The 24,504-nt window shown below is 48.3% G+C and carries 27 protein-coding genes; 22 read left to right on the forward strand and 5 right to left on the reverse strand.

The window, feature by feature from the left end; all coding sequences use genetic code 11:
* Window positions 1-121 precede the first annotated feature (121 nt).
* From SB752_RS11210 to SB752_RS11220, 3 genes are read right to left on the reverse strand one after another with little or no spacing between them, the layout of a single operon-like run.
* Complete coding sequence (locus SB752_RS11210; protein WP_410715729.1) at window positions 122-592, reverse strand: hypothetical protein; 471 nt, start codon at window positions 590-592, stop codon at window positions 122-124.
* A 33-nt stretch (window positions 593-625) separates the two neighbouring features.
* Entirely contained in the window at window positions 626-970 is a 345-nt protein-coding gene (locus tag SB752_RS11215) for a DUF2512 family protein (protein ID WP_103107582.1), read from the reverse strand.
* Window positions 971-1,006: 36 nt separating this feature from the next.
* Window positions 1,007-2,746: an Rqc2 family fibronectin-binding protein gene (locus SB752_RS11220; protein WP_410715730.1), complete on the reverse strand. Its 1,740-nt coding sequence runs from the start codon at window positions 2,744-2,746 to the stop codon at window positions 1,007-1,009.
* Window positions 2,747-2,936: 190 nt separating this feature from the next.
* Here SB752_RS11220 and SB752_RS11225 point away from each other — a divergent pair, with 190 nt between their 5' ends.
* The 14 genes from SB752_RS11225 (at window position 2,937) to rpe (ending at window position 17,059) form a co-directional block, all read left to right on the forward strand.
* The gene (locus SB752_RS11225; RefSeq protein WP_410715731.1) at window positions 2,937-3,821 is read left to right on the forward strand and encodes a YicC/YloC family endoribonuclease; all 885 of its coding nucleotides are present in this window, start codon (window positions 2,937-2,939) and stop codon (window positions 3,819-3,821) included.
* A gap of 24 nt (window positions 3,822-3,845) precedes the next feature.
* Window positions 3,846-4,106 carry an extracellular matrix/biofilm regulator RemA gene (remA, locus tag SB752_RS11230; protein ID WP_015891999.1) on the forward strand — a complete coding sequence of 87 codons (261 nt, stop codon included), beginning with the start codon at window positions 3,846-3,848 and terminating at the stop codon, window positions 4,104-4,106.
* 16 nt (window positions 4,107-4,122) lie between these two features.
* Complete coding sequence (gmk, locus tag SB752_RS11235; RefSeq protein ID WP_410715732.1) at window positions 4,123-4,743, forward strand: guanylate kinase; 621 nt, start codon at window positions 4,123-4,125, stop codon at window positions 4,741-4,743.
* A 3-nt stretch (window positions 4,744-4,746) separates the two neighbouring features.
* Window positions 4,747-4,953, forward strand: coding sequence for a DNA-directed RNA polymerase subunit omega (gene rpoZ, locus SB752_RS11240; protein ID WP_410715733.1), 207 nt, complete (start codon window positions 4,747-4,749; stop codon window positions 4,951-4,953).
* Window positions 4,954-5,023: 70 nt separating this feature from the next.
* On the forward strand, window positions 5,024-6,265 hold the full coding sequence (gene coaBC / locus SB752_RS11245; RefSeq protein WP_410715734.1) for a bifunctional phosphopantothenoylcysteine decarboxylase/phosphopantothenate--cysteine ligase CoaBC: 1,242 nt from the start codon (window positions 5,024-5,026) through the stop codon (window positions 6,263-6,265).
* Window positions 6,262-8,697, forward strand: coding sequence for a primosomal protein N' (gene priA, locus SB752_RS11250; RefSeq protein WP_410715735.1), 2,436 nt, complete (start codon window positions 6,262-6,264; stop codon window positions 8,695-8,697). Before coaBC ends, priA begins: the two co-directional genes overlap by 4 nt.
* A gap of 16 nt (window positions 8,698-8,713) precedes the next feature.
* Window positions 8,714-9,190: a peptide deformylase gene (def, locus tag SB752_RS11255; RefSeq protein WP_103107575.1), complete on the forward strand. Its 477-nt coding sequence runs from the start codon at window positions 8,714-8,716 to the stop codon at window positions 9,188-9,190.
* A 5-nt stretch (window positions 9,191-9,195) separates the two neighbouring features.
* Window positions 9,196-10,146, forward strand: coding sequence for a methionyl-tRNA formyltransferase (gene fmt, locus SB752_RS11260; RefSeq protein ID WP_410715736.1), 951 nt, complete (start codon window positions 9,196-9,198; stop codon window positions 10,144-10,146).
* A gap of 3 nt (window positions 10,147-10,149) precedes the next feature.
* Window positions 10,150-11,496: a 16S rRNA (cytosine(967)-C(5))-methyltransferase RsmB gene (rsmB, locus tag SB752_RS11265; protein WP_410715737.1), complete on the forward strand. Its 1,347-nt coding sequence runs from the start codon at window positions 10,150-10,152 to the stop codon at window positions 11,494-11,496.
* A 196-nt stretch (window positions 11,497-11,692) separates the two neighbouring features.
* Window positions 11,693-12,763, forward strand: a complete 1,071-nt coding sequence (rlmN, locus tag SB752_RS11270; RefSeq protein WP_410715738.1) for a dual-specificity RNA methyltransferase RlmN — start codon at window positions 11,693-11,695, stop codon at window positions 12,761-12,763.
* Between the two features lie 4 nt (window positions 12,764-12,767).
* Window positions 12,768-13,523 carry a Stp1/IreP family PP2C-type Ser/Thr phosphatase gene (locus tag SB752_RS11275; protein ID WP_410715739.1) on the forward strand — a complete coding sequence of 252 codons (756 nt, stop codon included), beginning with the start codon at window positions 12,768-12,770 and terminating at the stop codon, window positions 13,521-13,523.
* A 5-nt stretch (window positions 13,524-13,528) separates the two neighbouring features.
* Entirely contained in the window at window positions 13,529-15,508 is a 1,980-nt protein-coding gene (gene pknB / locus SB752_RS11280; RefSeq protein WP_410715740.1) for a Stk1 family PASTA domain-containing Ser/Thr kinase, read from the forward strand.
* 19 nt (window positions 15,509-15,527) lie between these two features.
* Window positions 15,528-16,418 (forward strand): ribosome small subunit-dependent GTPase A, encoded by an 891-nt coding sequence (rsgA, locus tag SB752_RS11285; protein WP_410715741.1) that lies wholly within the window; start codon window positions 15,528-15,530, stop codon window positions 16,416-16,418.
* Window positions 16,412-17,059 carry a ribulose-phosphate 3-epimerase gene (gene rpe / locus SB752_RS11290; protein ID WP_410715742.1) on the forward strand — a complete coding sequence of 216 codons (648 nt, stop codon included), beginning with the start codon at window positions 16,412-16,414 and terminating at the stop codon, window positions 17,057-17,059. The genes rsgA and rpe overlap by 7 nt, the downstream gene beginning before the upstream one ends.
* A 139-nt stretch (window positions 17,060-17,198) precedes the next feature.
* Here the strand turns inward: rpe and SB752_RS11295 are convergent, their stop codons facing one another.
* Window positions 17,199-17,630 (reverse strand): RDD family protein, encoded by a 432-nt coding sequence (locus tag SB752_RS11295; RefSeq protein ID WP_410715797.1) that lies wholly within the window; start codon window positions 17,628-17,630, stop codon window positions 17,199-17,201.
* Between the two features lie 676 nt (window positions 17,631-18,306).
* On the opposite strand from SB752_RS11295, the gene SB752_RS11300 reads away from it, so the two are divergent.
* From SB752_RS11300 to spoVM, 6 genes are all read left to right on the forward strand, one after another.
* Entirely contained in the window at window positions 18,307-19,140 is an 834-nt protein-coding gene (locus tag SB752_RS11300; RefSeq protein ID WP_410715743.1) for a transporter substrate-binding domain-containing protein, read from the forward strand.
* 56 nt (window positions 19,141-19,196) lie between these two features.
* Window positions 19,197-19,856 (forward strand): amino acid ABC transporter permease, encoded by a 660-nt coding sequence (locus tag SB752_RS11305; protein WP_410715744.1) that lies wholly within the window; start codon window positions 19,197-19,199, stop codon window positions 19,854-19,856.
* On the forward strand, window positions 19,849-20,571 hold the full coding sequence (locus tag SB752_RS11310; protein ID WP_410715745.1) for an amino acid ABC transporter ATP-binding protein: 723 nt from the start codon (window positions 19,849-19,851) through the stop codon (window positions 20,569-20,571). The genes SB752_RS11305 and SB752_RS11310 overlap by 8 nt, the downstream gene beginning before the upstream one ends.
* A 136-nt stretch (window positions 20,572-20,707) precedes the next feature.
* Complete coding sequence (gene thiT / locus SB752_RS11315) at window positions 20,708-21,268, forward strand: energy-coupled thiamine transporter ThiT (RefSeq protein ID WP_410715746.1); 561 nt, start codon at window positions 20,708-20,710, stop codon at window positions 21,266-21,268.
* A gap of 179 nt (window positions 21,269-21,447) precedes the next feature.
* Complete coding sequence (locus SB752_RS11320) at window positions 21,448-21,618, forward strand: hypothetical protein (protein ID WP_410715747.1); 171 nt, start codon at window positions 21,448-21,450, stop codon at window positions 21,616-21,618.
* 107 nt (window positions 21,619-21,725) lie between these two features.
* Window positions 21,726-21,809, forward strand: coding sequence for a stage V sporulation protein SpoVM (spoVM, locus tag SB752_RS11325; protein WP_005831022.1), 84 nt, complete (start codon window positions 21,726-21,728; stop codon window positions 21,807-21,809).
* Between the two features lie 95 nt (window positions 21,810-21,904).
* On the opposite strand, the gene rpmB is transcribed toward spoVM, so the two are convergent.
* Entirely contained in the window at window positions 21,905-22,093 is a 189-nt protein-coding gene (gene rpmB, locus SB752_RS11330; protein WP_005831020.1) for a 50S ribosomal protein L28, read from the reverse strand.
* Between the two features lie 307 nt (window positions 22,094-22,400).
* On the opposite strand from rpmB, the gene SB752_RS11335 reads away from it, so the two are divergent.
* Complete coding sequence (locus SB752_RS11335; protein WP_103107562.1) at window positions 22,401-22,766, forward strand: Asp23/Gls24 family envelope stress response protein; 366 nt, start codon at window positions 22,401-22,403, stop codon at window positions 22,764-22,766.
* A 13-nt stretch (window positions 22,767-22,779) separates the two neighbouring features.
* Window positions 22,780-24,486, forward strand: coding sequence for a DAK2 domain-containing protein (locus SB752_RS11340; RefSeq protein WP_410715748.1), 1,707 nt, complete (start codon window positions 22,780-22,782; stop codon window positions 24,484-24,486).
* Window positions 24,487-24,504 lie beyond the last annotated feature (18 nt).

Raw genomic sequence — 24,504 nt, forward strand, 5'->3', positions numbered from 1 at the left:
AAACCTTCCGCTAAAAGCGGTTGCTCTTCCTTGAGGAGGCATCGATAAAGGTTTTCTTATAGCATCGGACAAAACCACCTGGAGCCATTCCAGGTGGTTTTGTTGTGGGGCTGGTGAGTAATTAGTTTTGATTTCCAGAACCGTGACCCTGGCCCTGATTTTGTTTGCCATCCCGTCCGCCGGGGCTGTCCTGCTGATCACCCTGGCCTACGATCGTCAATGATTGCTCCAACGTTTGAGAATCCTTGGCGTCCTGAATGATTTGATACATTTGCAAGAAATTCGCTTTTTGTCCTTCCGGAATTCCTTTGATGCGGACCGTCATTTCTTGCGGGCCGTTTTGCTGGCCACCCTGCCCGCCTTGTCCGCCTTGGGCACTGTTACTAGTACCCTCATTGGAGCTAGGCTGCTCATCTAAAAAGCTGAGAAACATGGAGTCGCTGTCCGCAGAATCTTGTCCGCCTTGACTCTGGCTTTGATTCTGACTTTGCCCACCATTGCTTCCTTGTCCTCCCTGGTTACCGCCCTGATCTTGGTCGAACAACACGCTGAATTCATTTAAATCGGTCTGGATGATGCCGATGACGTTCATCCTGATCCCCCTTCCAAAATAGAAAATTGATCATTAACCCGGATGCTTGGAGTGATGCACCCCACGATGCTGCAGGTAGCTGTGGTAAAAGTATTCAACCACTGTAATGACGAACGCCGTCAACAACAAGCCAGATAATACATAGGACTGGGCAAAAGCAGAGCAGCTAGCCCAAAAGAATGCAAACACGAACAAGAAATCAGCTGTGCTAGCAAATGTATTGTTCGTTCTCGGCAGGATAAAGGCATCAACCAATGCGTAAGCGAGCAAGCTGCCGATGATGCTTGTCAGCAAGGCAAACGCAAAAGACGTTCCAGACCACAAAAGCCCCGGAACCGCTATGATTCCATTCACTAAGAGCTTGAGTAAGATGTGCAAGGAACGGACACCCCCTTTCATGCTCTTAGTATGAACTTAGGTAGTTTCGCTATGCGTGGATGGCGTATTCAATTTCAGCTGGCGAATGAGACCTTCCTCAGGGGTGACAAACAGTGTGCGCTGCTGCTCATATATGACATAACCGGGCTTTGCACCACTTGGTTTTTTTACATGCTTGATCAGCGTGTAGTCGACAGGAATCTGACTGCCTTGTTTGGCACGGCTGAAGTAAGCAGCAAGCGTAGCTGCTTCGAGCAATGTTTCTTCGGTAAATTCTCGGGCGCGGATGACGACGTGTGACCCGGGAATGTCTTTTGTATGGAGCCATGTGTCGTGAGCGGAAGCGAGCTTGTTGGTTAGATACTCGTTCTGCTTATTATTTTTTCCGACGAGAATTTCGGTACCATCATTTGAAAAATAAACCTCCAGCTCTGGTCTGGTCTCTTTTTTCTTGCGCGGGCCGCGTTTTTTACGGTCACGTACATAGCCCTGCTCGATGAGCTCCTCGCGAATTTCTTCGGCTTCTTTTAGGCTGGCGTGGGCGAGCTGAACCAGTAGGCCATCCAAATACAAAATTTCCATTTTCGCCTGCTCAATTTGTTCTCCAACGACTTGCAGACTGTTTTTAGCTTTGTTGTAACGCTTGTAGTACGACTGAAGATTTTCCGACGGTGTTTTTAATGGATCTAGCGGAATGGTTACGGTACCGCCTGTCTCGTCATACCAGTTGACTGTCACAAGCTCTTTGTCACCGCGCTTCATCTGATGCATATTTGCTGTAATCAGCTCACCATACAGGCGAAATAATTCGGCATCATGCGCGTATTGCAGCGTCTGTTTCAGTTTTTCAATCTTTTTCTCATTTTTGTTGCGTTCCCCAGTGACAAAACGGATCAGGTCATATGCTCGCTGCTTGACCGTATCGCGGAGTGCTTTTCCTTCATAGTAGGCCTGGAGAAGTGCTTGCGTGGTTGGGAAAGGCGTGGTGGACTCTGCTTGAAGATGGGTCAGCTCCACGACATGAAAATAAGCCTTGTCCTTCGTTTCAACGATGTTCGGTACATAAACTTGCTGTTTGAATGCATCCATGACCTCTGAAAAGGCTGCCCACAGCGTCTCGCGATTGGCCAGACCGGCTCGATGAAGAATTTCTTTGGCGAGGAGAGGGCTGATTCCTGTATAGGCATCGACTATCTGCTTGTCCAGTCGGCCACTATTCCAGTCAATTGAGGAAATGAAATCCTGCTGACTCGCAGCAAGTGGATCACTTTTGTCCTGGCTGGGAGGAGATACATAGGGACGCCCTGGTGTTACTTGTCGATACTGGCTAATGGCAAGCGTGACATGCATGGCACTATCCAGAATGATTCCAGTCGCCGGGTCAATTAATATAATGTTGCTGTGCTTGCCCATGATTTCGATAATAATACGTCTGACTGCTGTATCACCGAGCTCATCCCGCGTACGTACATCGATATGGATAATTCTCTCCATATCCACTTGTGAAATCGATTCAATCATTCCACCTTCACAATGCTTGCGCAACAGCATGCAAAACATAGGTGCCTCCAATGGATTGGAGAACTCCTCTGTTGTGATGTGGAGACGAGGGTAGGTAGGATTTGCGGAGAGCAGCAATTTCACTGTTTCTCCTTGTGTTCGTACTTGCATCACAATATCACTGTGGTGGGGTTGATGGATTTTGGAAATTCGTCCACCCACCAGCTTATGTAACTCCCGGGCTACAGCACGGGTTACTACGCCATCAAAAGCCACAATAGGTCACCTCAATCTAAAGAAGAATACATCGAAAAGCGAAATAATATCAGAATCGTTGCCAGTCACAGTGTAGCATAAAGCATAAGCAAGGAGGAATCTTGTTGTCCGGATACGGCTTCGGTTGACACTGCCAAGACTTGTCTCCTATAATTAATTAACGATTTTACGCCTGTGGAAGTGAAAAATTGTGATTCGAAGCATGACAGGTTATGGAAGAATAGATGAAGTAAAAGGCTCCACACGATTGACAGTCGAGATTCGGGCTGTTAATCATCGGTTTTCCGAGATCCTTGTTCGCCTCCCAAAAGCCTGGAGTATGCTGGAGGACCCTGTACGAAAGCTGGTCGCTCAGTTTGTCCGACGCGGTCGTCTCGAAGTAACCGTTTCTGTGGAATCGATTCAAGCCTCTTCAGCCGCTTCCATCAATTGGGATGTGGCAGAGCAGTTTGTTTCGCTGACACGTGAAATCGACCAGCGATTTTCGCTGGAGACAGTCCTGACAGCAAAAGACGTGTTACTCTTCCCAGGAGTGTTACATACCAAGGAATTAGAAGAAGCAAATGGCGATGAAATAATCGATTGGTTGCTTTCCCAAGTCCAAGCAGCAGCACAAGATTTGCTCTCCATGAAAATGGCAGAGGGGAAACAGCTTTATGCCGACCTGACAAAACGCCTTGCACAAGTGTGTGTGTGGAACCAGGAAATTCAGGCACTAGCTCCACTCGGTGTAGAGGAGTACCACAGCCGTCTGCATCAACGCTTGAACGACTGGGCCAATCAAGCTCCGTTCGAATTGGACATGGGGCGCTTAGCCCAGGAGGTTGCCTTTTTCGCAGACAAAAGTGATATCAGCGAAGAAATTACCCGCTTAAAAAGCCATTGTCATCAATTCATGGAGCAGCTTGAAAAGGACGAAGCGGTCGGACGGAAACTGGACTTTTTGCTGCAGGAAATGAATCGGGAGGCAAATACAATCGCATCCAAGGCGAATCATTTGCGCATCCAGCATCTAGCAGTTGAGATCAAGAGTGAGCTGGAGAAGATGAAAGAGCAAGTACAGAACGTTGAGTAGGATGAAAGGATGGGCTGGGCCGTCATGGCAATCAAGCTAATCAATATCGGATTTGGCAATATTGTAAACGCCAACCGCATTATTTCTATTGTAAGTCCGGAGTCAGCTCCTATCAAACGGATTATTCAGGAAGCGCGTGACCGTAACATGCTAGTTGACGCAACCTACGGGAGACGGACACGGGCCGTTATTATTACAGATAGCGATCACGTCATTTTGTCGGCTGTACAACCAGAGACGGTAGCACAGCGCCTGACTACAAAGGATGACGAATCGGACGAATAAAGTAGGAGTGTAAATAATGAGCATGGTTGATCGTGGTCTTCTTTTAGTTCTTTCCGGACCTGCCGGAGTGGGAAAGGGGACAGTATGCAAGGCGCTTCGAGAAAAAATGCCTGATCTTGTGTATTCTGTTTCAGCAACCACGCGTTCGCCACGTCCAGGAGAAGTAGAGGGAGTCAACTACTTTTTTAAATCAAAAGAACAGTTTAAACAAATGATCGAAGAGGACGCTCTGTTAGAGTGGGCTGAATATGTAGGCAATTTTTACGGAACTCCTCGCCAATTTGTGGATGAAATGCTGGATGAGGGTAAAGATGTTATACTAGAGATCGAAGTTCAGGGCGCATTGCAGGTAAAGGAAAGCTTTCCGCAGGGCACATTCCTGTTTCTTGCCCCGCCTGACCTCCACGAGCTGGAAAACAGAATTATTGGCCGCGGAACGGAGACGGAAGAGATTATCGCCAAGCGCATGGAAGTGGCGCGTGCAGAGATCGAGCTGATGGATCATTACGATTACGTTGTAGTGAATGACGTCATAGAGTCAGCTTGTGACCGCATTCAGGCGATTATCACCGCGGAGCATTTGAAAAAAGAACGTCAGGTTCACAAGTATCGTAAATGGCTGAAGGAGGTTGAATAAATTATGTTGTACCCATCTATCGATGAGTTGACAGAAAAAGCGGAAAGCAAATACATCCTGGTGACAATCGCATCCAAGAGAGCAAGACAATTGCGTGAGAACAGTGAAGTCCAGGTAGTGAGACCAAAATCCAAAAAATTTGTAGGGCTTTCTCTTGAAGAGTTTATCTCCGATGAACTCGTGCACGAATTTCTAGACGGACGCAAATAAGGATTTCCACCCAAAAACAACCTCCAAGCAGGTTGTTTTTTTCCGATATGGAGAGAGGGGAGTTTTAGGGATGCACTCGCTTGCTGGAAAACGAATCGTACTGGGGGTTTCGGGGGGGATTGCTGCGTACAAGGCAGCGGCGCTCACTAGCAAACTGACTCAGGCTGGTGCTCTTGTGCATGTTATTTTGACGCAAAGTGCCATGCAATTTGTACAACCATTGACGTTTCAGGCATTATCACATCTGCCTGTATATACAGATACATTTACCGAGCCGGACCCGCATGTGATCAGTCATATCGAGCTTGCGGACAAGGCTGATCTCGTGTTGGTCGCTCCGGCAACAGCAAATATCATTGGGAAAATGGCGAACGGAATTGCGGATGACATGCTGACGACGACGATCCTGGCGACAAAGGCACCGGTCATGGTTGCTCCTGCCATGAATGTAAACATGTATGGGCACCCAGCTGTAGCTGCCAACATGGACAAGCTTATAGACTATGGCTATCAGTTCGTCGAGCCCGGTGTAGGACTCCTGGCATGTGGGTGGATTGGCAAAGGGCGTTTGGCGGAGCCAGAGGAAATCGTCGAAGCAGTTGTTGCCTTTTTCGAGAAAAAGCAAGTACCTGAGCAAACGCAGGATTTGGCAGGGAAGCATGTCTTGGTAACAGCCGGTCCGACACGTGAAAAAATCGATCCGATCCGCTACATTACAAACCATGCTTCCGGCAAGATGGGCTATGCCATCGCAGAAGCGGCACGGGATAGAGGAGCGAAGGTGACGCTCGTAAGTGGTCCAACCTCGTTGGAGCGTCCTGCTGGAGTTGAGTTCGTCGCTGTGGAATCCGTGCAGGAAATGTTTGATGCTGTCATGCAGCATTTGCCCGAGAGTGATATTGTGATTAAATCTGCGGCTGTATCGGATTATCGTCCGAAAACAGTCCAAGAGCATAAAATGAAAAAAGGCGACGGACCACTCGTTTTAGAGCTGGACAAAGCGCCAGATATTTTAAAGACGGTCGGGGAGCGCAAGACCAAACAATTTGTGGTCGGTTTTGCTGCCGAAACGCAGGATGTTTTAAAGCACGCGCAGTCCAAAATTGAGCGAAAGAACCTCGATATGATCGTAGCCAACAACGTGCTGACTGAGGGTGCAGGTATGGGCAGCGATACGAATGTGGTTACGATTATGACTCGCGCAGGGGAGCAGTTGGCACTGGATAAACTAAGCAAGCGAGCTGTGGCCGAGAAAATTTTGGATACCGTTTTAGTGAAGCTTTCGCAGCGTGCGCTATCGGAGCTGTCATGATCGCCCAAATCATTGTGGACGTGCCAGTTAATCGGACGAATCGGCCCTTTGACTATCGCGTTCCGGACTGGCTGACCCCGATCATTCATGTAGGGAGCCGAGTCATTGTTCCATTCGGTCCACGCAAGCTTCAGGGCTATGTTATCAGCATCTTGGAGCAAACGGTTGATCAGGTAGAAAACTCGCGCCTAAAAGACGTGGAGCAGGTGCTCGATGATACGCCGCCACTCACTGCTGAACTGCTGAAAATGAGTGAATGGATGTCTAAGCAGTATTTATGTCCTTGGGTCACAGCCGTACAAGCCATGATTCCAGCCGTACTCAAAGGCAAATCGGAGAAGTGGCTCACGGCAACCGAGGCACTAAATGAAGAGACATGTGGAAAGTCAGGACTGCTGTGGGAGCTTCATCGTAAACGGCATCTGCCGCTTGCAGAGGTAGAAAAACAGTTTCCGGATGAGTATATGCTCGTGCCCGGCTGGATTGGCAGCGGTCTTTTGGCAACGGAATACCAGGTGACCGACCGGATTACTCGCAAGCAGCAGTCCTTCGTGAAAAGCTTGCTGGAGAAACCGCAGCTTGAGGAAGCGATTGCTTCTTTGCCTGCACGTGCTGAACAAATGCGCCGGGTCCTTCAGCTTTTTGCCGAACATGAGGGGCATTCCTTTTCTGTTCAGATGATGCGAGATGAGCATGGGATCAGCCGTTCCCCGTTGAAAAGTCTTGAAGCCAAAGGCTGGATCGCCATCGAGCAGGTCGAGGTGTATCGTGATCCGTATGCCAATAGGAGATTCTCTGAAAAAGCGAAGCCAGAGTTCACTTCGTTGCAGCAAGAAGTACTGACACCCATTTTGCAATCTGTTCAATCCCATACGTACGCCTCTTATTTGCTCCATGGAGTGACTGGCAGTGGCAAGACGGAGGTCTATCTAGAGGCGATCGAGCAAACCTTGGCAAAAGGACGCGAGGCAATCTTTCTCGTACCGGAAATCTCGCTGACGCCTCAGATGGTGGAGCGATTCAAGGGTCGTTTTGGTGCAGACGTAGCTGTTTTGCACAGTGCCTTGTCTTCTGGTGAACGCTTTGACGAATGGCGTAAAATCATTCGCAAGCAAGTAAAGGTCGTAGTCGGTGCACGTTCAGCTATTTTTGCCCCGTTTCAAAATGTGGGTCTGATCGTCATTGATGAAGAGCACGAAAGCTCGTATAAACAAGAAGAGACCCCCCGTTATCACGCGCGGGAAGTGGCGATATGGCGAGCAAAGGAAAATGACGCAGTCCTGTTGATGGGAAGTGCGACCCCTGCTTTGGAGACATACGCGCTGGCGACGCGAGGAAGATACACGCTGCTGCAAATGCCTGACCGCGTAGGGAATCGGCCGATGCCAGAGGTGCATGTCGTCGATATGCGCGAGGAGCTGCAAGCGCAGAATCGCTCGATGTTTAGCCGCAAGCTGCACGAAATGATTGAAGATCGTTTGCGAAAAGAAGAGCAGATGGTAATCTTTCTCAATCGGCGCGGCTTTTCTACGTTCGTGATGTGCCGCTCCTGCGGGTACACGATGCGTTGCATACATTGCGATATCTCGCTCACCTACCATAAAACGAATCATACGGCACGTTGTCATTATTGCGGATATACGATTGCTCAGCCTGCCCATTGTCCTGAGTGTCAAAGTGAGCATATTCGCTTTTTTGGTACAGGAACGCAAAAGGTGGAGATGGAGCTGGCGAAGTTGTTTCCAGGAATTCGCGTCATTCGGATGGATGTCGACACAACCTCTCGCAAAGGGTCGCATGAAGAGCTGTTGAATAAGTTCCGTTCGGGTCAAGGTGACGTGCTGCTCGGTACGCAAATGATTGCAAAAGGACTTGATTTTCCACGCGTGACGCTGGCTGGAATTATTGCTGCCGATACGTCCTTGCATCTGCCGGATTTTCGGGCTGCGGAAAAAACATTCCAGCTGCTGACGCAAGTAGGCGGACGTGCGGGACGTCATGAACTGGCAGGAGATGTAGTCATCCAGACCTATACTCCGGAGCACTATAGCATCATGCATGCGACCAAGCATGACTATCCTTCCTTCTATCACGATGAAATGCTACAGCGCCGGCGCACTGGGTATCCACCTTATTTCCGCTTGGTGTTAATCACCTTTAGCCATGAGGATGTCCCGGTTGTCATTCGCGGTGCGCATACAATGGCTGATTATTTGCGACAGCGTTTGGCCCAAACGACGATCCTGCTCGGACCTGTAGCATCGCCCATTGCTCGCGTGAAGGATAGATTTCGCTTTCAGATCATGCTAAAATATCGGGATGAGCCGCATTTGGCTGAATTGCTTTCTCAGGCAACAGCAGCATTTGAAGAATGGAACAAACAGCAGAAAGTACTGATGACCATAGATGTTGATCCGTATGTACTGCTTTAGGGAGGATATGAATCACATGGCTATTCGCACAATTGTTAAACATCCTGACGCCATCCTGCGAGAAAAAGCGATGGTTGTAACGAAGTTCAACTCTAACCTGCACAAGCTGCTCGATGATATGGCAGATACGATGTACGACGCAGATGGAGTGGGACTCGCTGCACCACAGGTCGGTATTTCCAAGCGTGTAATCGTGATGGATTGTGGCGAGGGACTTATCGAAATCGTAAATCCGGAAATCGTGGAGCATAAAGGCGAACAATTCGATTATCCGGAAGGGTGCCTTAGCATCCCTGGCCTGCGTGGGGATGTACGCCGCCACAAGTGGATTAAACTGCGTGGGCAGGATCGCTTTGGTAATGAAATTGAATTGGAAGCAGATGATTTGCTGTCCCGTTGCTCCCAGCACGAGATTGATCACTTGAACGGCGTATTGTTCATCGATGTCGCTGACAAAGTGTATCAAATCAGCCCGGACGAGGAAGGGGAATAAATCATTTGAAAGATGCTCGCATATTGTTTATGGGAACCCCTGATTTTGCGGTAGCAAGCCTGGAAGCCCTGCTGGAAGCTGGATACAATGTGATCGGAGTCGTAACCCAACCAGATCGTCCCGTAGGACGCAAGCAAGTGTTGACGCCGCCCCCCGTCAAGGAGGCGGCTTTGCGTCATGGACTTCCTGTATTGCAGCCAGAAAAAATTAAAGTGGAAGAGGCGCTGGAAGAAGTGTTGGCACTCTCTCCTGATTTAATCGTGACAGCAGCCTATGGACAAATCCTGCCTAAGCGCTTGCTGGACGCACCACAACACGGCTGCATCAACGTCCATGCTTCCTTGCTTCCGAAATACCGTGGAGGCGCTCCTATCCATAAATCGATCGTAGAAGGCGAAAAGGAATCTGGAGTCACCATTATGTACATGGTGGAAGCTCTTGATGCAGGGGACATGCTATCCAAGGTCGTCGTTCCGATAGAGGAACGGGATACAGTTGGTCTTTTGCATGACAAGCTGGCTGCTGCAGGCTCTGCCCTCTTGATGGAGACGATTCCGCAGCTTTTCGCAGGTTCGATCGAGGCACAGCCACAAAACCATGAGGAAGCTACATTTGCTCCCAATATCAAGCGCACAGACGAGCGCATTGACTGGACGCGTACAGCGGAGCAAATTTATAACCAGGTCCGCGGCTTGAATCCTTGGCCGGTTGCTTTTACGTCTTACCAAGGCAAGGTCTGGAAACTATGGTGGGTGGAAAAGCTAGCAGGAAAGGCAGCAGGAAACGAGCCAGGAACCATCGTTGCGCGTGAAGAGGATGGCTTGATCGTAGCCTGCGGCGACGGTGCGGTAAAAATTACGGAATTGCAACCAGAAGGAAAAAAACGTATGAGTGCTCTCGACTTTTTGCGTGGAGCGGGCGCAAACATTGAAATCGGCACAAAGGTAGGAGAATAGTCCGTGGCAAAAAAGGGAGCACGAGATATCGCCCTGGATGTACTGAACAGGGTTGAAGAGCATAAATCTTACAGCAATCTTGAGCTGCGCAATGTCTTGGATCGCACAGAGCTGAATACTTCTGATGTTGGGCTCGTAACAGAGCTGGTGTACGGCACGATCCAACGCAAATTAATGCTGGATTACGTGCTGTCCCATTTTGTCGGAGGGAAAAAGATACAGGCTTGGGTGCGCAATCTTTTGCGTCTGAGTCTGTATCAGATTCGCTTTTTGGATCGGATTCCCGAGCGTGCAGCGGTACACGAGGCTGTAGAGATTGCGAAAAAACGTGGACATCAAGGGATCGCTTCAATGGTAAATGGTGTGTTGCGCAACGTTTTGCGTCAACCTGAGGTATGGGATCGGCTCCCTGAGGGCGATGCTGCTCTGCGTATCTCCGTTGCATTTTCCCATCCAGAATGGCTGGTTCGCCAGTGGATCAAGGAATACGGGGAAGGGACGACAAAAGCAATCTGTGAAGCGAACAACCGCACACCGCACAGCTCGATTCGGGTAAATACACTGAAGGTCAAAAAGGACGAGCTTTTGACGCAGCTAGCAGAGCAAGGCGGAGCGGTAAACGAGTCGACTTTGAGTCCTGATGGTTTGCTGATCGAAGGCGGTCATGTAGCCGGTACGCGCTGGTTTAAAGACGGATTTATTACCATTCAGGATGAAAGCTCCATGCTGGTAGCGCCAGCGCTTGCGCCAAAGCCAGGCATGCGGGTTCTGGATGCTTGTGCAGCTCCAGGCGGGAAAACGACTCATATAGCGGAGTTGATGGGGAATCAGGGGCAAATTATCGCCAGTGATATTCACCCTCACAAACGCGATTTGATTGCGAGTGCAGCGAAAAGACTCGGAATTACCATCATTGAGCCCATCGTCAGTGATGCGCTTGATTTGCCTGAAAAAGGTCTGGGTACATTTGACCGGATTCTGCTGGATGCACCATGTTCTGGCTTTGGGGTCATCCGGCGCAAGCCGGATCTCAAATGGAACAAGACACCTGAGGATGTTCGCACAATTGCGCAGCTGCAATATGAGCTATTAAAGAGTCTGTCCACAATGCTGGCTCCAGGCGGCATAATGGTTTACAGCACGTGTACGATTGAGCCAAAAGAAAACCAGGACATCATTCGTCGGTTTATTGCTGAGCATCCGGAATTTATGCTGGATGATACGCTTCGGGATGATCTACCGCAAGCCGTTCGTGATAAGGTGGATGAAACGGGAGCGTATATACAAATTTTGCCCCATGACTTCGACAGTGATGGCTTCTTTATTGCGCGATTGAAACGGAAAAAATAAGCAAAGAAGGGGTGGCGCATTAGGTTGGATGAGTGCCACTCCTTTCCTTTGTTTGCGGTCCTGTGGATTTGTTTACACTAGGAAAAGCGACGCATTTGTTGATTGGATGTCGAAACCGTTTGAAGCGAGACGCCAGTAGAGGTACAATGATAGAATGACAATTTAAGCAATGATTTTGAGGATGTGAATAATAGCAATGCCGATTACAACATTTACGAGCGCAAAGCCGCTCATTTACAGTTTGACGCAAGATGAAATGAAAGCATGGCTCACTGAAATCGGAGACAAGGCATTTCGCGCCCAGCAAATTTTTGACTGGCTCTATGTAAAGCGCGTGACTTCTTTTGATGAAATGAGCAATCTGTCCAAGGATTTGCGTCAAAAGCTGACCGATACATTTCGGATGGACCCGTTAAAAGAAATTACTCATCAGGAATCTCAAGACGGAACGATCAAGTTTTTGTTCCAGCTGGTCGACGGACATGCCATTGAAACAGTAATTATGCGCCATAACTATGGAAACAGCATCTGTGTGACTACACAGGTTGGCTGCCGGATTGGCTGTACGTTTTGTGCATCAACACTCGGCGGGCTCAAACGTAACCTGGATGCAGGTGAAATCGTATCACAAGTATTGATGGCTCAGCGCAGACTGGACGCAGATGGTGAGCGCGTAAGCCACGTCGTCGTTATGGGGATTGGGGAGCCGTTTGAGAACTTTGAGAGCTTGATGGCTTTCCTGGCAGTCATCAACGACAACCGTGGATTGAACATTGGTGCACGCCACATCACGGTCTCCACCAGTGGTATTGTGCCAAAAATTTATGAGTTTGCTGAAAGAGGCGGACAAGTGAATCTGGCTATTTCTCTCCATGCTCCAAACACAGAGCTGCGTAGTAGCCTGATGCCAATCAACCGCGGCTTTCCGCTTGCTAAGCTGATGGAAGCCTGCCATCATTATATAAACAAAACAGGTCGTCGAATCAGCTTTGAATATGGCCTTTTTGGAGGGAAAAACGATCAGCCAGAGCATGCCGAAGAGCTGGCTAGCCTGATCGGCGACATGCTGTGCCACGTCAATCTGATCCCGGTAAACTATGTGCCGGAGCGTGATTATGTACGTACACCGCGTGACGAGATATTTCAGTTCAAACGTATTTTGGAGGATAAGGGAATCAATGTGACCATCAGACGCGAGCAAGGCAGTGATATTGCAGCTGCCTGTGGACAATTGAGGGCACAACACGCTAAAGAAACCGTGGGGTGATGCCATGGATATCGCGATGAAATCCCATGTCGGTCGCATCCGTCAGGTAAACGAAGATTACTTTGCCTGTGTAGAGGACCTGAACGGACGTGTACTGGCAGTAGTAGCAGATGGTATGGGCGGTCATCAGGCTGGCGATATTGCCAGCAGGCTCGCTGTTGAAAGAATAGTAAAAGAACTGCGCCACTTGGAGAAGGATATAGACGGAGAGGACGCGCGTGAGCAATTGATGAACGCCGTCCTGCTCGCCAATAAAGAGGTTTATGAGTATGCAGAGGAGCATCCGGAATGTAATGGCATGGGTACGACAGTTGTTGCTGCCTTGCTTGGTCCTACCTCAGTCATAACCGCACATATTGGCGACAGCCGTCTGTATCACTTTAGCCAGGATGGGCTTGTCATGAAAACAGAAGATCACTCCCTTGTGAACGAGCTGCTAAAAAATGGACAGATTACGCCGGAAGAAGCATCTGTTCATCCTCATCGCAATGTGATCATGCGATCGCTTGGAACGGAACCGGATGTTTTGATTGATCTGGGACAGTTTTCATGGTCAGATGGCGATGTTGTTCTTATTTGCTCAGATGGATTGAGCAATAAGGTTAGCAACAGTTCCTTGGAAGAGTGGTTGAATAGAATGGTATCGTTGCAAGCAAAGGTGGACGGCCTCGTAGATGAGGCATTGACAGCTGGTGGAGAAGATAACATTACACTGGTAGCCGTCCGAAATACGCCTGATACCAGTCAGAAAGAGGGGTGAGAGAGATGGAAGGTCAACGACTGGGAGGACGGTACCAATTGGAATCCCGCGTCGGTGGGGGCGGTATGGCTATTGTATATAAGGCCAGAGATTTGATTTTGAATCGTCCGGTAGCCGTCAAGGTACTGCGCTCGCAGTTTTGCACGGATGAAGACTTTGTGAATCGGTTTCGACGCGAAGCACAGGCTGTAGCAAGCTTGTCTCACCCCAATGTGGTGGGGGTTTACGATGTAGGCCAAGAAGGCGATACCCATTACATGGTGATGGAGTACATAGAAGGCTACACGTTAAAAGAAGTCATCATTCAGCGGGGAGCTTTGCCTGTTGAAGAAGCGGTTAGAATTGCCGAACAGATCTGTGATGCTCTCGACCATGCGCATCAGAATCAAATTATTCACAGAGACATCAAGCCGCACAACATCATGATTGGAAAAAACGGACGGGTAAAAGTAACGGACTTTGGGATTGCCCGAGCGGTTACCTCCGCCACGATTACACATACAAATGCGATGCTGGGGTCGGTGCACTATTTTTCTCCAGAGCAAGCTAGAGGTGGCATTACAGGAGAAAAGTCGGATCTGTACTCACTGGGGATTGTGCTTTATGAAATGGTTACAGGTGAGCTTCCTTTTTCCGGGGATTCGCCAATTTCTGTAGCTCTCAAGCATTTGCAGGAGCCACTGCCCGAGCCGCGTACCGTAAACCCGGCAATCCCGCAAAGCGTGGAAAACGTCATTTTCAAGGCGCTCGTCAAAGATCCGTTTCTCCGCTACTCTTCAGCAAGAGAAATGCTTGAAGATTTGGAGACCTGCCTATTTCCAGAACGCTTGCATGAAGACAAGCTGATCTTTCCTGAGGATGATGAAATGACAAGAGTCGTTCCTATCATTACACCGGAAATGATGGAGGGCAACACCAACGGTCGGACAGGTAGCGGACAGCGCAAGCGCCAAGAGCCGCAAGATGACTTAGAAGAAGAGAAGCCAGCCAAAAAGTGGTGGCTAAAAACGATTCTCTGGTTAGCAGGAATTGGGCTTTTCTTCGTGCTCGCGTTCTTCGGCTTCAATCTGCTGTTGAATGTGGTGCCGTCTGTTCCTGAGGTATCGGTTCCTTCAGTGGAAGGAATTGAAGTATCTCTGGCCACGAAAAAAATCGAGGAGGCCAAGCTCGTCCCGCAAGTCATCGAGGCGGCCCATGACACCATCGAAAAGGGCATGGTCATCAGGCAGGATCCGGGGCCCACGATGAAGCTGAAGGAAAAGGCCGTCGTGACGATCTATGTGAGCAAGGGGCAGGAACAAATCGATATGCCAAATCTCGTTTCATTGCCGCGCTCGACAGCAGAAGACACTTTGAAACAAGCAGGCTTCAAGCTGGAAAATGTCACCATTGTGGAAGACACGGACGATCAGGCTGAGGTGGGGCAGGTTATCAAGCAGTCGCCTGAAGCAAATGCCAAGGTATATCCGACGAAGGATAAGGTAACCGTAACGGTCAGCAAAGGAAAAGGCTTCATCAAAATGCCAAACGTCATAGGAAAATCCGCGGAAGCTGCGCAAGTTGAGTTGTACAAGGAAGGCCTTTCGGTAGAAATTAAAGAAGTGCCGTCCTATACAACGGATAAGGCGGGAGTCGTGCTTTCAACTTATCCACACGACCCAGGCATGCAGGTGCAAAGAGGGGTTACAGTTCCTTTAACGGTGAGCAACGGACAATATCCTGCAGACGCCAAATTCCCGAATATACCTGTTTACGTCGAGGTAGTTCCGGGCGAAGAAATTGAAATCAAGATCGAAGTTACAGATGCACGCGGAAACAATAAGGTGGAATACCAGGAAAAAATTACAGAGAGCAAGGAATACGGGGTTCCACTGGTTCTCTCGCCACAACAGGACGGAAAGGTCGTTGCGACGATCAAACGTCCAACTGACACCCAGTTTACTGAGTATCAAACCATTCCGGTAGCATATAGTAGCTTGCCATAAGCATAGTGGAGGGACATGAATGCCAGAAGGACGGATTGTGAAAGCACTGAGTGGCTTCTACTATGTAGCTGACGAAGGGCGCATCTACAGTTGCCGTGCACGAGGGCTTTTCAAGAAAAAAGACGCCAAAGTAAATCCGCTTGTCGGTGATTGGGTCGTCTATGATCCGATTAATGAAGGAGAAGGATATGTGATGGAGGTGGGCGAGAGGACCAGTGAGCTGGTTCGTCCGCCCATTTCCAATGTGGATCAGGCGGTACTCGTTTTTTCGATGTACAAGCCGAAGTTTAGTCCACTGCTCCTGGACAAGTTTCTCGTGCACACAGAACGTGCAGGGATCGACTCTGTGATCGTTTTATCCAAAGCGGATCATGTAGCAGAGGATGAGGTCGCTGAGATTGTCAAAAAGTACGAAGCGATCGGTTATACCGTCATACCGACATCAACGGTCCAAGAGCGGGGGCTGCAGGAAGTGCGTGACATTTTGCATGACAAAATCTCAGTATTCGCTGGACAGTCCGGTGTGGGGAAATCATCGCTCATCAACATGCTTTTCCCGGGCGTCAGCCTGCAAACGGGTGATGTCAGTCAAAAGCTGGGGCGAGGAAAGCATACAACGCGCCATGTTGAGTTAATTCCGGTCGATGGTGGAGGATATGTTGCTGATACGCCTGGATTCAGTTCACTGGAGTTTATGGATTTTACCGAGCTGGATTTGGCTGAGTGCTTCCGTGATTTTGCCGCCCTGAGTTCTGAATGCAAGTTTCGTGGTTGCTTGCATGTGAGTGAGCCGTCTTGTGCGGTACAGGATGCACTGGCTTCAGGTGAGCTCAGCATGGAGCGCTATGAAAACTACAAACAATTTCGCGAAGAGCTAAAAGAATATCAACGGAGGAACAAGCCATGGTAAAAATCGCACCTTCTATCCTGTCAGCAGATTTTGCCCGTTTGGGCGATGAGATTCGAGATGTAGAAAAAGGAGGCGCGGATTGGATCCACGTCGACGTCATGGATGGGCATTTTGTTCCGAATATCACAATCGGGCCGTTGATAGTAGATGCGATCCGTCCGGTAACCAAGCTTCCACTAGACGTGCATCTCATGATTGAGGACCCGGATCGGTATATCCCGCAGTTCGCTAAGAGTGGAGCGGATTGGATTACGGTTCATCAGGAAGCATGTCGCCATTTGCATCGTTCCCTGTACTTGATCAAGGAGCAAGGGGTGAAGGCAGGCGTTGTTCTCAATCCTGCTACTCCACTGGCAACGATTGAACATGTACTGACTGATCTGGACATGGTCTTATTGATGACTGTCAATCCAGGCTTCGGTGGACAAAAGTTTATTCACAATGTCGTGCCGAAGATTAAAGAGCTGCGCCACATGCTGGACGAGCGTGGCTTAGGACATGTGGAGATTGAAATTGACGGCGGAGTTAATGCCGAAACAGCGCGTCTGTGCACGGAAGCGGGAGCGACTGTTCTTGTAGCGGGAAATGCTGTATTCAATCAAGCAGATCGGGCGCAAGCAATCGCGGCTGTTCGAGGATAACGATTCAATCAAGCAAAAGCCATTTGGTGCTTCTGAGCACCGATGGCTTTTTTTTGCAGGTCCAGTGAGCAGGAACAAAAAAAGAAACCGAGAACAAAAGCGTTCCCGGTCTACCATCATTTTGGTAAAAGTAACTGCCTTACGGTCGATCAGAAGTAACGTAAGTACCTGCAATCAAATCGTGGATCGCTCGCTTGTCTTGACGAACACCAACCATAACCGCGCTAGCAATCGCTGCAAGTCCAAAAGTAATAGCGTAAATGAGTCCCCCTACTAGCACGCGGAGCAGCATAGCCCCAATTCCTACAGGCTCTCCGTCTACCTTTACGATACGAATGCCAAGGATTTTCTTCCCTATGGTATATCCATACCAGAAGATCGGCAGCAACAGAGTATACAGGGTCGAGATTGTATTGGTAGACCAGTGTCCTTGATTTTCCCCTGTGATCAAGTACGCAATGATTGATAAAGGTATACCAATAATGAGGCCATCCAAGATAGCGGCTCCAAAACGACGCCAGAAGCCAACGGGATTGCTAAGCAACGGTTTTGTTACTTCCAAACTTTCCATCATCTCATCTCCTTCTTTTTTCGATAGGAATATGTATATGTCTGCCCAATCGAAAGTAGAGCAAAAACAAGATTCCATTATAGCGATAACGGAACCAAGTTTTGCCATATCCATTATAGGCATGGAAATAATCGGATTACAAGCTGGGAAATAAAATTGAAAGCAGGACTTTATAGGCAACGGATGCTATTTAGGAAAATGTGCTCAGTTATTTTGTGAGTCTAATTACCTGTCTTCCCGAATCTTTTGAGGACGAAATTTCCAACGTCAATAGTGAAAATTCTGCGAAACTCGTTTCAACATTTTTAGTCATGAAAGCCAGTCTGATAAAAAGGTTTTATGCGAACAAAAATAGTTCTTATTACCTGTGTTTCGTTCTTGCCATGAATGAGTTTTTGTGTCCGTGGAGGCGGTCTTGCATTGGGGATATCGGATCGGAGCAATAGGAATCAAAAAACAGGACATACTAATGGTCAAGAATACACAGCCGTCAATCAAATTAATTTGTGTATAAAATTCTGTATATTGGATATTTAAAATAAGGGTAAAAAACAGTTGAAAATGTCTAGTTATTGTTTAAAATAATCATTGTTATGCATAAATATAAGTTGTTGTGTAAATTATCTCGATCTAACATGACGGCTTGGCAGCAACTCAATCTTAATGGGGGTACAACATGAAAAAACATACTTTCTTTTCAATGGCACTTTCTTCTCTTTTGGCAATGGCAGTAATGACAGGCTGCGGAACGGGCAACCAATCCGGAGCTGGGCAACAGCCAAGCCAGCCTCAACCAGGACAGGAGCAAACGACTCCAGCTACCGGAGGAGCTAAAACGTTGACGATGGCAACCTCTGCCGATTTCAAGCCATATGAATTTCACGATTTGACGAGCGGGAAGGATGAAATTGTCGGCTTTGACGTTGATATTGCCAAATACATTGGAAAAGAGCTTGGCTACGAAGTGCAAGTTAATGACATGAACTTTGACGGACTCGTCCCTGCTTTGCAAACCAAACGTGCGGATTTCGTGATGGCGGGTATGAACCCGACACCTGATCGCGAGAAGAACGTTGATTTCTCCGTCGTTTACCATGAGGCGAGAAATACGATCGTTTCCAAAAAAGATTCCGGCGTCACCAAGCTTGATCAGTTGGCTGGCAAAAAGGTAGCGGTTCAGCTTGGTTCTACACAAGAAACAACTGCCAAAGATGCGGCTAAAACTGTACAAGGGCTACAGGTTGTTTCGCTGAATAAAATCGGTGAAATTGTAGAGGAAGTAAAGACTGGCCGTGTCGATGCGGCAATTATTGAAGACCATGTAGCAAAAGGCTTTGTAGAAAACAACGAGGGCTTGCAGCTGGCTACGATTGAAACCGCAGAATCTACTGGTACGGCGATCGCTTTCCCGAAAGGCTCGGAGCATGTAGAGGAGTTTAACAAAGTAATTAAAAAGATGCAGGAAAATGGAGAAATGGACAAGCTGATTCAAAAATGGTTCGGACAATAATTTCTCCTCCGTACAGCATGAAGTAATAACAACTTTTGCAAGGAGTGGGGAAGGGCATGGATTTGGATTTAGCGCAAATTGTGCCCTATATCCCTTTTATTTTTGAAGGGATAAAGGTCACGTTACTGGTTACATTGCTTTCCGTTGTATTAGGCTTTATCTGGGGTTCCATTCTTGCACTTATTAAAATATCTAAGTTCGGGCCGCTGAATTGGCTAGCTGTCGCTTATACTTCCGTATTTCGCGGCACTCCACTCATTTTGCAGCTCACCTTTGTTTATTTTGCGACCCCTCAGCTGACAGGCTACAACATCTCACAGCTGGAAGCAGCCGTCCTGACGTTTACGTTGAACTCAGCAGCGTACATCTCCGAGACGATTCGCGGCGGGATTTTGGCCGTCGACAAAGGGCAGTGGGAAGCAGCAAAAGCTCTGGGGATTCCTTACAGACGGATGATGCTGGATATCATCTTGCCGCAAGGGATCAAAAATATATTGCCTGCGCTTGTGAATGAAACAATTGCTCTCTTGAAAGAATCAGCTCTCGTTTCCACCATCGGCTTGGCTGATATTTTGCAAAATGCGAACGTCGTCAAAGGGGCGATCTATCGTTACTTTGAGCCATACCTCATCGCGAGTGTCCTGTATTATGTCATGGTCATGTTCTTGACCTGGATAGCGCGTGTCGTGGAACGGAGGATGAGACGCAGTGATTAAGATAGACAACATTACGAAATCATTCGGACAGCTAGATGTATTAAAAGGCATTTCTACCGAGATTGGAAAAGGTGAAGTGGTTGCGATTATCGGACCATCCGGCTCTGGGAAATCGACGCTTCTTCGCTGCATGAATCTGTTGGAGGTTCCGACGACGGGGAGCATTGCGATCAACGGCGAAGAAATTACAGATTCAAAAGCAGATGTCATGAGAATTCGCCAGCAAATCGGGATGGTATTTCAGCATTTTCATCTGTTTCCACACATGACTGTCTTGAATAATTTGACCTACGCGCCGATCAAGGTAAAAGGAATGTCCAAGTCAGAAGCTGAAAAAAAGGCGAAGGAATTATTGGCACGAGTAGGGCTGTCCGACAAGGCAGGCGTCTATCCTTCGCGATTGTCCGGTGGTCAGAAGCAGCGTGTGGCAATCGCTCGATCGTTGGTCATGGAGCCGGAAATCATGTTATTCGATGAGCCTACCTCTGCGCTCGATCCAGAGATGGTGAAGGAAGTGCTGGAAGTTATGAAGGGCTTGGCGCATACGGGGATGACGATGGCGATTGTGACGCATGAAATGAGGTTTGCCGAAGAAGTATCGGATCGAATCTTGTTTTTAGATGATGGACGCTTGCAGGAAGATACACCACCCAAAGTGTTTTTTCAAAATCCGAAAAGCGAGCGAGCCAAGCAGTTTCTGGAAAAGGTTCGCTAAGTGTGCAAAAAGAGTCGCGGAGTGTTATTGCCGCGGCTTTTCTCTTTGACTTCGCCATATACTTGGGCTAGAATCACCTTTGATAGATGATTGCTCTATTTCCATTATTCATTATGTTTTATAAGGAGTGAGTTTTTTGGATCGACAACGATTATTGACTTTGTTGGAGATGGCGATGATGGCCGCTCTTGCTGTTGTATTTAGCCAGATCAAGGTTTTTGAAATGCCGCAGGGAGGCTCTGTTTCGCTCGTGATGGTCCCGATCGCTTTGATTGCCGTGCGGCGCGGAGTAGTAGCAGGTATCGTAACTGGGACAATCGTAGGCCTCTTGCAGCTGATGCTAGGCAGCACGATCGTAGCCCCGATCCAGCTGCTTTTGGATTATCCGCTTGCTTTTGCAGCGCTGGGACTGTCTGGCCTCATACGACTTTCTGGCTACGAGGGAAAGAAGCAGCGAATCATGGTTTTATGGAGTAGCTTGTTCATTGGAGTAATCGGCAGATTCATGTGCCATTTTATTTCCGGGATTGTCTGGTTTGGTCATTATACCCCAGAAGGAACTCCTGTAGCCTGGTACTCATTCGTTTACAATATTACGTACCTTTTGCCAGAGATGATCATTTCGGGCGTAGTCCTGACCGTAGTTTTGGGAAGTGCCTCTTCCTTACTGTTTCCGGCGCGCGATCGATTAGCGTAATTGGACTTGCATAATCTTCAATGGTTTCACATATTTTATTCAGGCAGCGAGTAAGTTGCCTGATTTTTTATTGCGAACTGCGTCTACATTTTCGCCGGGCAGGATACATGTTTATCCGACAGCAGAATATGATGTAATATGCACGTTTGGGAGAACACCTGAAGGAGGTGCAGTATAAAATGGGATTGCGCTCCTATCGCCTGCGACAGGGGGGCGCCTTGCGACGTGTTCTCGGGGCTCTGTTGGCTGTCGGGGGAATCACCATTTTGTTGTACATGGCACCTCCGTGGGTTTGGTATAGCCTGTTAGCATTGGCACTCATAGGAGCGGGCTTGTTGTTTTTAAAGTGAAAAACGTCGAGACGGTTTTCATTAAAGTGGATGTGACTGCTTGCGGTCAACAAAACGGTCATGACCGTTTTGTATCGTGGGAAGTAATTTCGGTGAGGAGGGGTAGCATGCGGTTTTACACCATCAAGTTGCCGAAGTTCCTGGGTGGCATGATTCGCGGCATCATCGAGGCCTTCAATAAGAAAAAATGATGGCGCGACCTCGGCCTCCTGAAGGAGTGGGTGAACTAAAGCAGGAAATGCAAAAAAGCACCTCGAGGGTGCTTTTTTTCGCATCGTAGCAAGAACTACACGCGAGTTACGAGACCGGATTTCAGTGCTCGAGTACTTACATAAACGCGCTTCGGTTTTCCATTTACAAGAATGCGCACTTTTTGTACGTTAACACCCCAGGTGCGGCGAGTTGCGCGCATGGAGTGGGAGCGAGCGTTTCCAGCTTTAGCAGATTTACCTGTTACAAAGCAACGACGTGCCATTATGATCCACCTCCCTTGTTACATCTAAACGGGATTTCCTTGTGGGAAATACAAATACTCGACTATAGTAGCACACCATTGCTGTCAATTGCAATACTTGACAAGCGGATAAGCCTTGTTTTCTTCTACACTGATCTGCTTCGACAAAACGCTTCATTTCTCATATTTGTTAGTGTAGAATTGAGGGAAGCATGGTTACGCTTTCCAGAGCGGTCAAGCTGTTTCATAGAATATCGGCAAATTTGTCGTAACTATGTCGAAAGTGCAGCCGTATATGTATGTGTGGAAACAAAGGAGGAGACCTTGCATGACAGTTGAAATGAGTACACCTCTCGGAAAAATTGATGTAACAGAAGACGTAATCGCTCGGATTGCAGGAGGCGCGGCCATGGAAGTCTTTGGCCTGGTAGGTATGGCTTCCCGCAAAGCGTTGAAGGATGGGATTGCCGAGCTGCTCGGACGCGATAACCTGAGTAAAGGTGTCGTTGTACACAATACAAACGGTGAAGTAGTTTTGGATATGCATATCATCGTCAGCTATGGCGTGAAAATTTCCGAGGTTGCAGGCAACGTACAGCGCCGTGTGCGCTACACCCTGGAGCAAACCGTAGGGGTAGATGTAACTGCCGTTAATATTTTCGTGCAGGGAGTACGCACAGACATAGATACATAAGGAGGAACATCAGTTGGTACATACGCGTCTAGATGGCGAGCTGTTTAGCCGAATGGTTTACCTTGGGGCTAGCCTTTTGTCTGAAAATGTGAAGGTAGTAGATGGATTAAATGTGTTTCCGGTGCCGGACGGTGATACGGGAACGAATATGAATCTGACTCTGTCATCAGGTGTGGAGGAGCTGACTCGCAAGGAATCTCCACGTATTACAGAGGCATCTGCTACGCTGGCAAAAGGTTTGCTGATGGGAGCGCGTGGTAACTCCGGTGTAATCTTGTCTCAGTTGTTCCGTGGCTTCAGCAAATCAGTAAATGGAAAAGACGTCATTACGACTCGTCAGTTTGCTGACGCATTAAAGGCCGGAGTAGATTCTGCTTATCAGGCTGTGATGAAACCGGTAGAAGGCACAATTTTGACTGTGGCTCGTGAAGCGGCTGAAATGGCGATTCGTGCCGCACGCACGTCAGATGACATCGTCGTTGTCATGGAGAAAACATACGAGCAGGCGCAGGCGACCCTCTTGCGCACACCAGAAATGCTGCCTGTTTTAAAAGAGGTAGGTGTAGTAGATTCAGGTGGACAAGGTCTGCTGTTTATTTATGAAGGATTCTTGCGTGCCTTGCGTGGAGAATTGCCGGGCGAGCTGCAAAAAGAGCCGAAGCCGGCAATGGCTGAGGAAGAGCTGGACAAGCTGATTTCTGAGCAGCACCATGCGCAAATTCACATGAAAACCGAAGATATTACATATGGCTATTGTACAGAGTTCATGGTTCACATTGTTCACAGCACAGAGCCAAACAAAAAGCCGTTTTCTGAAGCCTTATTCCGGGGGCATTTGGATACCATGGGTGATTCCTTGCTGGTTGTCTCTGACGACGAGATCGTCAAGGTACATATTCATGCCGAGCATCCAGGTAGCGTTCTTCAATACGCTCAACAATTTGGAAGCCTGCATCGACTCAAGATCGAAAATATGCGGGAGCAGCATGCGAATATCCTAAAAGCTGAAGAGAGCAAAATAAATCCTTCTGTTGAAGTAGCCGTGCAGTCAAAAGGCGATGCGCTTCCGTATGGATTGATTGCCGTAGCAGCTGGTGAGGGTATCGCCAAGATTTTGCGCAGTATGGGTGTGCATGTGGTAGTCGAGGGCGGACAAACGATGAACCCAAGCACAGAGGACTTCGTAAAAGCAATTGAGAGTGTGCATGCAGAGAAAATCATCATCCTGCCTAACAATAGCAATATCATCATGGCTGCACAGCAGGCTGCTGATTTGACATCGATTCCTGTTGCCGTAATTCCAAGCAAGAGCATCCCGCAGGGACTGGCAGCGTTGATTTCCTTCCATGCAGATGCCGAGCTTGAGGCGAATGCGAAGTCGATGGAAAAAGCAATTACTCAGGTGAAAACAGGAATGGTTACTCACGCGGTTCGCGATACGCGCATGGGTGATGTAGAAATTGCAGAAGGCGATTATATCGGCATCGCTGAAAAAGAAATTGTAACAGCTGGTCATGATCTGATGGAATCCGCTACAACACTTCTCAAGCAGCTCGTCGACGATGAAACAGAGATCGTGACTATCTTCCTCGGAGAAGGAGCGACAGAAGAGCAGGCAGAAGCACTGCAGACAACTGTGACTGATGCCTATCCGGAAGTCGAAGTGGAAATCCAGGAAGGCGGTCAACCGCTGTACCCATTTATTTTTTCTGTCGAGTAATTGTGAGAGGAGCCTTGT

It is taken from the genome of Brevibacillus sp. SIMBA_040, from assembly GCF_046535075.1.
Classification (GTDB): Bacteria; Bacillota; Bacilli; order Brevibacillales; family Brevibacillaceae; genus Brevibacillus.